The organism is Variovorax sp. CF313 (assembly GCF_000282635.1).
Classification (GTDB): domain Bacteria; phylum Pseudomonadota; class Gammaproteobacteria; order Burkholderiales; family Burkholderiaceae_C; genus Variovorax.
In genome coordinates this window covers 104708-115070 of sequence record NZ_AKIW01000023.1, presented here as the reverse complement: position 1 = coordinate 115070, position 10363 = coordinate 104708, and the positions used below count along the sequence as shown (strand labels likewise).

Annotated in this window: 12 protein-coding genes; 4 read left to right on the top strand and 8 right to left on the bottom strand. The window is 67.3% G+C overall.

Features of this window, described 5'->3' with window-relative positions:
• Positions 1-149 precede the first annotated feature (149 nt).
• The 3 genes from pnuC to PMI12_RS07975 are packed head-to-tail and all read left to right on the top strand — an operon-like array spanning position 150 to position 2402.
• The gene (pnuC, locus tag PMI12_RS07985) at positions 150-743 is read left to right on the top strand and encodes a nicotinamide riboside transporter PnuC (RefSeq protein ID WP_413333028.1); all 594 of its coding nucleotides are present in this window, start codon (positions 150-152) and stop codon (positions 741-743) included.
• Complete coding sequence (locus tag PMI12_RS07980) at positions 740-1411, top strand: AAA family ATPase (RefSeq protein ID WP_007830882.1); 672 nt, start codon at positions 740-742, stop codon at positions 1409-1411. Before pnuC ends, PMI12_RS07980 begins: the two co-directional genes overlap by 4 nt.
• A gap of 28 nt (positions 1412-1439) precedes the next feature.
• Positions 1440-2402, top strand: coding sequence for a hypothetical protein (locus PMI12_RS07975; protein ID WP_007830881.1), 963 nt, complete (start codon positions 1440-1442; stop codon positions 2400-2402).
• Positions 2403-2430: 28 nt separating this feature from the next.
• On the opposite strand, the gene hslO is transcribed toward PMI12_RS07975, so the two are convergent.
• Positions 2431-3438, bottom strand: a complete 1008-nt coding sequence (gene hslO / locus PMI12_RS07970) for an Hsp33 family molecular chaperone HslO (protein WP_007830879.1) — start codon at positions 3436-3438, stop codon at positions 2431-2433.
• A 30-nt stretch (positions 3439-3468) separates the two neighbouring features.
• A complete protein-coding gene (locus PMI12_RS07965) occupies positions 3469-3993 on the bottom strand; it encodes a gamma carbonic anhydrase family protein (RefSeq protein WP_007830877.1) in 525 nt (174 codons plus the stop codon).
• 36 nt (positions 3994-4029) lie between these two features.
• Here PMI12_RS07965 and PMI12_RS07960 point away from each other — a divergent pair, with 36 nt between their 5' ends.
• Positions 4030-4851 (top strand): ferritin-like domain-containing protein, encoded by an 822-nt coding sequence (locus tag PMI12_RS07960; protein ID WP_007830875.1) that lies wholly within the window; start codon positions 4030-4032, stop codon positions 4849-4851.
• Positions 4852-4862: 11 nt separating this feature from the next.
• On the opposite strand, the gene PMI12_RS07955 is transcribed toward PMI12_RS07960, so the two are convergent.
• The 6 genes from PMI12_RS07955 to PMI12_RS07930 all read right to left on the bottom strand — a co-directional run bounded on the left by PMI12_RS07955 (position 4863) and on the right by PMI12_RS07930 (position 10325).
• A complete protein-coding gene (locus PMI12_RS07955; RefSeq protein WP_007830874.1) occupies positions 4863-5309 on the bottom strand; it encodes a MaoC family dehydratase in 447 nt (148 codons plus the stop codon).
• Between the two features lie 41 nt (positions 5310-5350).
• Complete coding sequence (locus tag PMI12_RS07950; RefSeq protein ID WP_007830873.1) at positions 5351-6484, bottom strand: thiolase family protein; 1134 nt, start codon at positions 6482-6484, stop codon at positions 5351-5353.
• Positions 6485-6579: 95 nt separating this feature from the next.
• Positions 6580-7155 carry a TetR/AcrR family transcriptional regulator gene (locus tag PMI12_RS07945; protein WP_007830871.1) on the bottom strand — a complete coding sequence of 192 codons (576 nt, stop codon included), beginning with the start codon at positions 7153-7155 and terminating at the stop codon, positions 6580-6582.
• A 44-nt stretch (positions 7156-7199) separates the two neighbouring features.
• Entirely contained in the window at positions 7200-8192 is a 993-nt protein-coding gene (locus PMI12_RS07940; protein ID WP_007830868.1) for a Bug family tripartite tricarboxylate transporter substrate binding protein, read from the bottom strand.
• A gap of 168 nt (positions 8193-8360) precedes the next feature.
• Positions 8361-9281 carry a site-specific tyrosine recombinase XerD gene (gene xerD, locus PMI12_RS07935; RefSeq protein WP_007830866.1) on the bottom strand — a complete coding sequence of 307 codons (921 nt, stop codon included), beginning with the start codon at positions 9279-9281 and terminating at the stop codon, positions 8361-8363.
• A 69-nt stretch (positions 9282-9350) separates the two neighbouring features.
• A complete protein-coding gene (locus PMI12_RS07930) occupies positions 9351-10325 on the bottom strand; it encodes a tripartite tricarboxylate transporter substrate binding protein BugE (RefSeq protein ID WP_007830864.1) in 975 nt (324 codons plus the stop codon).
• Positions 10326-10363: the final 38 nt, after the last annotated feature.

The window sequence follows — 10363 nt, the reverse complement described above, 5'->3', positions numbered from 1 at the left end:
CGCGCACTTCGTGTCGCTTCGCCAACCCCCTTCCAGGGGGCGACACCAGCGGCCCGGCAAAGCCGGTTCCGCGGTGTCCCACGCACAGACTGCGACGGTGCCCTCCGGGGGAGAACCTGATCCTCGAGCTTCTCTCGGCCCCTGCATTTCTGCTGTGGGGCTCTCCTGTCAGCTGGCTCGAACTCGTGGCCTCGCTCCTGGCGCTCGTCATGGTCGGCTGCAACATGCGCGAGATTCACTGGGGATGGCCGCTGGCCATCATCAGTTCGCTGCTCTACGTCGTGGTGTTCGCCAAGGCGCGCATCTACGGCGATGCCTCGCTCCAGGTCTTCTTCGCTTTCGTCGCCCTATGGGGCTGGTCGCAATGGCTGCGCGGCCACCGGGCCGACGGCAGCGCCTTGCATGTCGCCCGGCTCTCGCCGCGCGGCATCGCTTTCACTCTAGCCGCCTGCGCACTGGCATGGCCGGCCGTCGCCCTCTTCCTGCGCCGTTTCACCGACACCGACGTGCCCTGGTGGGACGGCTTCGCCACCGGCCTGAGCCTGGTCGGGCAGTTCCTGCTCGGGCGCAAGTTCATCGAGAACTGGCTGATCTGGCTGGCCGTGAACGTCGTGAGCGTGGGCCTGTTCATCCACAAAGGGTTGTGGCTCACCGTGGGCCTGTATGCGGTGTTCGCCGTGCTCAGCGTGGCCGGCTACGTCGCGTGGCGGCAGCGCATGCCGGCCGAGGCGGTACGCGCATGACGCCCACGTTGCCGACCGGCTGTGTCATCGCACTCGTGGGCGCCGAGAGCACCGGCAAGACCGAGCTGGCCCGCGCCATCGCGCAGCGCCTGAAGGACCGCGGCACGCCGACGATGCTGGTGAGCGAGTACCTGCGCGAATGGTGCGAACGCGAAGCCCGCACGCCGCGCCCCGACGAGCAAAGGGCCATCGCCGAAGAGCAGACCCGCCGCATCGAGGCCGCAGCCGCCTCCGGCGTAGTGGTGGCCGACACCACGGCGCTCATGACGGCGGTCTACAGCGAGCAGCTGTTCGCCGACACCACGCTCTACGACAGCGCGCTGGCCGCGCAGCGGCGCTATGCCATCACGCTGCTCACTGCGCTCGACCTGCCCTGGATGGCCGACGACATGCGCGACGGCCCGCACGCGCGCCAGCCCACCGACACACTGGTGCGCGCCGCGCTCGCGGGCGCAAAGCTCTCGTACGCCGTGGTGCATGGCACGGGCGGCGAGCGGCTCGCCAATGCCTGGAACGCCATCAATTCCATCGCCGGCAGCGAGGGCCGGCCCCGCACGCGCACCCAGTCCGACGCGAAGCCCGCCTCGTGGTCATGGCCTTGCGAGAAGTGTTCCGACCCGGAATGCGAACATAAGCTTTTCAGCGACCTGATCGTGCGCCGCGAGTAGCGCGCCCCATCCCATCACCGGAGACCCGATGCCTCTTCGTTCCGTCGCGCGTGTCGCCCTGATCTGCAGCGCCTTCGCCGCGCAGCTGCCGGCCACCGCAGCCCCTGTCGCCGCCACCGTCGAGAACGGCACCACGACCACCGCCTGCGCAGAGGAAGACAACGTGTCGCTGACCTTGCGCGGCGACGGCATCCGCCGCCTGCGCATCGAGGCACTGCAGCCCGACTACCTCGACAAGGTCGGCAACGACGTCACCAAGCCCGACTTCTCGGGCTGCAACTTCGACGGCGGGGCCCACCCGACCGACCCGGCGCACCACTTCCGCAAACGCACCGTCGTGCTGATGGACAACGCGCAGTGGCGCATCGTCGGCATGACACTGCCCACCTTCTGGCGGCCGCAGCGCGTGCCCGTGCAGATCGGCAAGCGCAAGGACGGCGGCTTTCACTTGCTGCAGGTGTTCAAGAAGGAGAACGGCAAGGCGCTCGAAACGATCGTTCTCTACCCGTCCGATGGCTACTGGCGCATCAAGCCGCTGCCCGAGGCTCGCTTCGGCGACGGGGCGTATGGCTCGTCGTTCCTGCTCGGCCCGGTCGAGGCGGCGGCGCGGCCGGTGGTGAACATCGCGTCGATCCGCATCGTGCCCCGGCCGCTGGCCATCCAGGTGCGCTTCACCGACGGCGGCAGCGCCGTGGTGCGCGTGGACGAAATCAGCCGCGCACGCACCGCGCTCGACGTGACGCTCTCGAAGCCCACCGCGAGCGCTCAGCCCTTCGCGGTGCTGCGCTCGATGTACGTCGCGCCCGACAACGCCGACGTGAGCGAGGTGCGCTGGCAGTCAGCGCCGCAGGCCGCCGCGCAGGTGCTGCCGTTGCCCGATGTGAAGAGCCTTCGGGTCACGCAGGTGCGCTTCGGCCGCAGCCTGCCGTCGAAGCACAACACGAGCGCGCCGGACATCGCGTTCGGCGGATTCGACGACTCGGCGCGATAAAAAAGGAGGCGCAAGGCGCGCCCGAGTCTTACTGGACGACCGGGCTGCCCGGGATCTGGTCGCCGAGCGGCGTGAACAGCTGTGCCGCATCGACCGCGTCGAAGCGGTACTGCTTGCCGCAGAAGTCGCAGCCCACCTCGATGTCGCCGCGCTCCGCGAGGATGCTTTCGGCCTCCTCCGCGCCCAGCCCGCGAATCATCTGCGCCACGCGCTCGCGCCCGCAGGTGCACGCGAAATGCGGGCCTTGCAGGCCGGCCTGCGGCTCGAAGCGCAGCAGCTTTTCTTCCCAGAACAGGCGGCGCAGGATGGTCTCGACGTCGAGCGTGAGCAGTTCGTCGCGCGTCAGGCTCGAGGCGAGGATCGAGATTCGGTTGTAGTCCTCGTTGCGGCCGATCTGATCTTCGTTGGCCTGGTCGTGGTCTTTGTCCGAGGTGCCGGAAGTGCCTTCGAGGTTGCCCTCGCCCTTCACCGGCAGGCGCTGGATCAGCAGGCCGGCCGCGACCTTGTCGTCGGCCGCGAGCACCAGCGTGGTGTCGAGCTGCTCGCTCTGCAGCATGTAGTGCTGCAGCACGTCGCTGAGCTTGCCCAGCTTCTCGCCGCCGTCGCCGAAAAGCGGCACCACGCCCTGGTACGGCGTGGCGCCCGGCAGCTTGTCCTTGGGGTCGAGCGTGATGGCGCAGCGGCCCTTGTTGTTCACGTTGACCATGTCGGGCAGGTGCGCATCGGCCGGGAGCTCGCCGATCACCTTGGCGGTGGCGCGCAGGCTCAGGTCGGGCTTGGCCTCGGCCACTGCGACCTTCACGGGACCGTCGCCGAAGATCTGCAGGATCAGCGCGCCGTTGAACTTGATGTTGGACTGCATCAGCGTGGCCGCGGCCGTCATTTCGCCCAGCAGCTCGGCCACGGGCGGCGGATAGGCCCCGGTGGCGGTGTTGGAGGCGCGCCGCGCCAGGATCTCCTGCCACGCATCTGTCAGGCGCACGATCATGCCGCGCACCGGCAGGCCATCGAACAGGAATTTGTGCAGCTCGCTCAAAACGGATCTTCTTTCTGCTGGGCCTGTGGATCAGGCGATTTTCTTCAGGCCCTTCGCATAGCGAACGGCGTTTTTCACATAGTGCTCGGCACCGTGGCGCAAGCGGGCGGCGTCTTCGTCGCTGATCGTGCGCATGACCTTGGCGGGCGAACCGAAGATCAGCGAGTTGTCGGGAAACTCCTTGCCCTCGGTCACGACGCTGCCGGCGCCAACGATCGAGTTGCGGCCGATCTTCGCGTTATTCAAGACCACCGCCTGGATCCCGATCAGCGAGTTGTCGCCGATGGTGCAGCCGTGCAGCATGACCTGGTGGCCGATGGTGACGTTCTCGCCGATGGTCAGCGGGCTGCCGGGATCGGAATGCAGCGTCGACATGTCCTGCACGTTGCTGTTGCGTCCGATGGTCATGGTCTCGTTGTCGCCGCGCAGCACAGCGCCGAACCAGATGCTGGCGTTGTCGCCCAGCCGCACGTCGCCGATGACCTCCGCACTGTCGGCAACCCACGCGCCGGTACCGAGTTGCGGCGCAACGCCGTCGAGTTCATAGAGGGCCATCGTGGAGTCTCCGGGGCAAAAACTAGAATTGTAGGGATGCACCCCCGATTGAGCGCGCTGGCCGCGCTGCGACTGACCGATCCTGAACAAAAGGTGGCTGCAACACGCGCTACCGTTGCGCTGGTCGCTACCGATTCCATAGCAACTGCGCCGATCCGCACCGAGGGCGACGATCTCGGCGTGCCGGGCCGCCCCGAACGGCCGCTGCGCGTGGCCGCCACCGCCGTGCAGAAACGCTCGCCCTTCACGCCCGAGGGCCGGGCCGCGCTGATCCATTCGATCTGCCACATCGAGTTCAACGCGATCAACCTCGCGCTCGACGCGGTATGGCGCTACGACGGAATGCCCGAGGCCTACTACCGCGACTGGCTGCGCGTGGCCGACGAAGAAGCATTGCACTTCACGCTGCTGCATGCGCACCTGCAGGACATGGGGTATCGCTACGGCGACTTCCCCGGCCACGACGGGCTCTGGAACATGTGCGAGAAAACGAAGGACGACGTGCTCGCCCGCATGGCGCTGGTGCCGCGCACGCTCGAAGCGCGCGGGCTCGATGCCACGCCGCTGATCCAGGCCAAGCTGAAGCGCGTGAACACACCCGATGCGCTGCGCGCGGTCGAGATCCTCGACGTCATCCTGCGCGACGAAGTGGGCCACGTGGCCATCGGCAACCACTGGTACCGCTGGCTGTGCGACGGCGCGGGCCTCGATGCCGAAGCGACCTACCCCGCGCTGGTGGCGCGCTACGACGCGCCGCGGCACAAGCCGCCTTTCAACCTCGAAGCGCGCAGGCGGGCGGGGTTCAGCGCTGAGGAATTGCGCCAGCTCTCGGCGACGGCGCACCCGGACAAGCGCTGAAGGCCCGTGGCCTATGCCGGCCGCGCGTGCACCACCAGCTTCGGCGTGAAGTACTGGAGCACCTCGCCGTGCTGGTTGCGCGTCTGGCAGCGCATCGTCACCATCGCCCGGCCGGGCTTGGAGCGCGAAGGCGTGATGTCGAGCACTTCGCTCACCACATGCAGCACGTCGCCGGGTCGCGTCGGCTTGGGCCATTGCAGTTCGCCGCCCGAACCGATGATGCCGTCCGCCAAGGGAATGCCACTGTCGACCAGCAGCTTCATCGTGAGCGCGGCCGTGTGCCAGCCGCTTGCCGCAAGGCCGCCGAAGAAGGTGCTCTTTGCGGCCTCTTCGTCGGTGTGGAAGGGCTGCGGGTCGAACTGCTGCGCGAAGGCCTTGATCTGTGCCACGTCGAGCAGGTGTTCGCCGCTCTGGAAACGGTCACCGACCTTCAGGTCTTCAAGGTACAGCTTGGCCATGGGGGTCTCCTCGTTGTGACGGACTTCCCATTCTCGGACGATCAGACGCGCTCGAGGATGGTCGCGATGCCCTGCCCTCCGCCGATGCATTGCGTGGCCAGCGCAAAGCGGCCCTTCTCGCGCACCAGCAGCGACGCCGCCTTGCCCGTGATGCGTGCGCCGGTCGCGCCGAGCGGATGGCCGATGGACAAGCCGCCGCCGTCGAGGTTGATCTTCGCGGGGTCGAGGCCCAGGTCGCGGATGCAGGCCAGCGCCTGCGACGAGAACGCCTCGTTGATCTCGATCACGTCGAGGTCGGCTGCGCTCAGGCCGGCGCGCGCCAGTGCCTTGAGGGTCGCGGGGATGGGGCCGATGCCCATGATGGCCGGATCGACGCCCACGGTCGCGAACGACCTGATGCGCGCCAGCGCCTGCAGGCCGTGCTTCGCGGCGAAGGCGTCGCTGGTGACGAGCACCGCTGCAGCGCCATCGGTCAGCGGCGACGAGGTGCCGGCCGTCACCACGCCGTCTGGGCGGAACGCGGGCTTGAGGTTCGCCAGCGCCTCGGCCGAGGTGGTCGGCCGGATGCAGCCATCGGCATCGACGATGTCGCCGGAGACGAGGCGCACCGGCACGATCTCGCCCGCCAGCCGGCCTTGCGAGCGCGCTTCGGCCGCCTTGCGGTGCGATTCCACCGCGAAGGCTTCCTGGTCGGCACGGCTCACGCTCCAGCGCTGCGCCACGTTCTCGGCCGTCTCGCCCATCGAGATATAGGCATCGGTGCTCTCCTTCAACTCGGGGTTGGGCGAGAAGTTGAAGCCGCCCTGCGGCACCATCGTCATCGACTCCACGCCGACGCACAAAAAGGCCTCGCCCATGCCTGCCTCGATCTGCGCGGCAGCAATGTGCACGGCCTGCATCGACGAGCCGCAGAAGCGGTTCACCGTCATGCCGCCCACTTCGTGCGGCAGGCCGGCCAGCAGCCCGACGATGCGCGCGAGGTTGTTGCCCTGCGAGGCTTCAGGGTACGCGCAGCCGAGGATCAGGTCTTCGAGCAGCGCAGGGTCGAGGTCCGTGCGCTGCAGCAGGCCGCGCACCACGCCGGCAGCCAGCGTATCGGGCCGCACCTCGGCGAGGGAGCCCTTCTTCGAGAAATGGAAAGGGGAACGGGCGTAGGCGGAAATGACGGCTTTCATGAAGGTTCTCCAGCAAATTGAAACTACCATCCAATCGGTAGGCATCGAGGTCAAAAAATAAGCACGCCGTGGCGTGCCCGCGTTGGGCCGGGCGGTCAGCCCGGCAATGAACTCCTGAGTTGCGCGATGGCTTCATCGAAGTCGTCCACGCGGCCCGTCATGCGCGCCGACAGCAGCGCGCCCTGACAGACGGAAAACACATAGGCGGCCAGCGAAGCGACCGAGGTGCCCTTCTTTCGCGCCGGCATCAGTGCGCCCAGCACCCCGGTGAGCCACGTCACCTGCGTATTGCGCAGTTCCTGCACGGCCTGGCGCAGTTCGTCGTTGATCACGCCCCATCCGGGCGCCAATGCTCCCGCTGGACACATGCCCGATCCCGCCTTCAGCGTGTTGCGGTACATGCGGAAATACGATTCGAGCGCGTCCTTGGGCTCGCGCGCCCGTGCCGCGTCCCAGTCCTTGAAGCTCTGCGTGGCCCCGCGGATCACCGCGATGCCCAGCGCCTCCTTGGTCGGAAAGTGGTGGTACAGGCTGGCCTTGCGAACGCCGACCGCGTCGGCCACATCCTGGAAGCTGAAGCCCAGGTAGGAACGCGTTTCGATGAAGCCGCGCGCCACCGCGAGGATCTGCTCGCGGGTGCTGCCGGCGACAAAGGCTGTGGCGGGGGTCATCTACCAACTATAAGGTAGGGAATTTCAAACCGCAATCAGCAGGGTCAATCCGCCTTGATGGCCGCGGCCTTGATGATGCGGCCGTTGCTTTCGAACTCGCTGGCGATCTCTTTCGCAAACGCAGCCGAAGTGCCGCCGGTCGGCACGTTGTCGGTGGCCATGAGCCTGGCGCGCAGCTCGGCGCTGGCCAGGGCCTTGTTGATCTCGGCGTTGTACCTGGCAATCAGCGCGGGCGGCGTGGCCGCGGGTGCGAAGACGCCGAACAGCGAATTGATGTTCGCCGCGCTGTAGCCCAGTTCGCCCAGCGTGGGCACCTGGGGCAGGCTCTCGAGCCGCGCCGGCGCACCGACGGCCAGCGGACGCAGCTTGCCCGACTGGATGTGGGACGTGAGCGTCGGACTCGCATTGGTCGAGAGAATCTCGAACTGCCCGCCGATGGCGTCGTTCAGCTGCTGGCCGCCGCCCTTGTACGGCACGTGCGTGATGTCGACCCCCGCCGCCGAGCGCAACTGCTCCAGCACGATATGGCCTAGCGAAGCCGGCCCCGACGTGGCCCAGCGCAGCGCGCCCGGCTGCACCTTCGCATCGGCGATGAGCGCGCGGAAATCCTTCGCCTTGCTGGCCGGCGTGGCGATCAGCAGCACCGGCGAATACATCACGCTCGCCACCGGCGCGATGTCCTTCAATGGATCGAAGGGCAGCTTGCCGAGGTGCGGGCTCAGCACCAGCGGGCTGATCGCCGAGAAGCCCAGCGTCGCGCCATCGGGCGCGGCCTTGGCGACGGCGTCCATGCCGATGGCGCCGCTCGCGCCGGCCCGGTTGTCGACGATCACCGTGACGCCCAGTTGCGCCGCGAGCCTGTCGCCGAGCGCACGCGCAACGACGTCGCTGACGCCGCCCGCGGGGTACGCCACGATGAGGCGCACCGTCTTGGGAATGGCCTGTGCGTGCGCACCCGAGGCAGCGCACAGTGCCGCGGCTGCGAGGAGCCGGGTTGCCGTGCGGTGCGAAGGCTTCGAGGAAGCGAGGAAATTCATGAGGATTCCTGTCGATCGTCTACGTGGGTTGCATCGGTCCAGCGGCGGCTTGCGCTCGCGAATGAGCCTGGACCCTTCCACCGCATTGTCGGCCCTGGCGAATCAGCGATGTTGAAGCAGGCGCGCCAGCGTCATCGCATTGCCGGGCCGCGGGCTTGTGTGGTGCGCTCAGCCGCGCGGATGATGCTGCGCGTGCAATTGCTTCAGCCGCTCGCGCGCCACGTGGGTGTAGATGGTGGTGGTCGAGATGTCGGCATGGCCCAGCAGCAACTGCACCGCGCGCAGGTCGACCCCGTGGTTCAGCAGGTGCGTGGCAAAGGCATGGCGCAGCGTGTGCGGCGACAGCGGCACGTGGATGCCCGCCGCGGTGGCGTGCTTCTTCACGATGATCCAGAACATCACGCGCGTCATGCCGGCGCCGCGTGCGGTCACGAACAGGTCGGACGTCTGTTGCCCGTCGAGGATGAGGGGGCGCGACTCCTCGAGATAGCGCTCGATCCAGCGCCGCGCCTCGCCGCCGAAGGGCACGAGCCGTTCCTTGTTGCCTTTGCCCAGCACACGCAGCACGCCGTCGTTGAGGCTCATGTCAATGGCCTTGAGCGCCACCAGTTCACTCACGCGCAGGCCGCTCGCGTACATCAGCTCGAGCATCGCGCGGTCACGCAGGCCGAGCGGCGATTCGACGTCGGGCGCGGCCAGCAGGTCGTCGACCTGTTTTTCCGACAGCGTCTTGATGGCGCGCGGCATCTGCCGCGCTGGCGCAAGCCGGATGCTCGGGTCCGCCACGACACGGCGCTCGCGCAGCGCCCAACGGTAGTAACGCTTGAACACCGTGAGCCGGCGATTGGCCGAAGTGGCCTTGCCCTTGGTCGACAGGCGTGCACCCATGTAGGCTTGCAGGTCGGTCTCTTTCGCGGCATCGAGCCCGGCACCGTTGCGCTGCGCATCGAGCCACTGCGCGAACAGCGCGAGGTCGCGGCGGTAGGCGGCCAGCGTGTTCTTCGACAGGCCGTCTTCCAGCCAGAGCGCGTCGATGAAGTCGTCGATATCGGATGTCTGCGTCTGTATCTGCGGAGAGGCCTCGGTCATGCCGTGCAAGATAACAAAAGAAAAAGCCGCCCGGCATGCGGGCGGCTTCGGGGTGCGGGAAAAAAATCTTCAGTCGAGCTTCAGGTTCTGCTTCTTCACGACCTGCTTGTAGACCTCGTACTCGGCCTTGATCTGCGCGGCGAACTGCTCCGGCGTGTTGGCGACGATCAGCGAGCCCGTGTCCTCGATGCGCTTGCGCACGGCCGGGTCTTCCACCGCCTTCTTCACGCCGGCGCTGATCTTGTCGACCACTTCCTTCGGCAGGCCCTTCGGGCCGAGGATGCCGTAGTAGGCCATGCGATTCACCGGCTCCAGGCCCACTTCCTTGAAGGTCGGCACGTTCGGCAGCGCGGCCAGGCGCTGCGGCGCCGACACCACGATCGGGATCAGCCGGCCGCTGGTGATGAAGGGCATGGCCGAGGGGATGTTATCGAACATGATCGGCACCTGGCCGGCCACCACGTCGTTCAGCGCCGGACCCGCGCCGCGGTACGGGATGTGCGTGATGAAGGTGTTGGTCAGGCTCTTGTACAGCTCCATCAGCAGGTGGCCGATACCGCCCGTGCCCGACGAGGCGTACGAATACTTGCCGGGATTCTTCTTGATCTCGGCCACGAACTCGGCGTAGTTCTTGGCGGGGAAGCTCGGGTTGACCGCGATGATGTTCGGCGTGGCCGCGATGTTGATGATCGGCGTGAAGTCGTTGATCGGGTCGTACGGCACCTTGGGGTTGATGGCCGGGTTGGCCGCCGTGCTCGACACCGTGGCAACGCCGAGCTTGTAGCCGTCGGGCGTCGCGCGCGCCGTTTCGGCCGCGCCGACGATGCCGCCGCCACCGGCGCGGTTGATCACCACCACCGGCTGGCCGAGCACCTTGCCCAGCGGGTCGGAGATCACGCGCGCCACGATGTCCGTCGTGCCGCCCGGTGCGAACGGAACGCTCAGCTCGACAGGCTTGTTCGGATAGCCCTGTGCAAAGCTCTGGCCCGCCACCGCGACCAGTGCCGCAGCTCCCACCAGCGTGCTCCATTGACGACGTTGCATCGAAAACTCCTTGATCTGATTGATGTCGAAAAACGAAG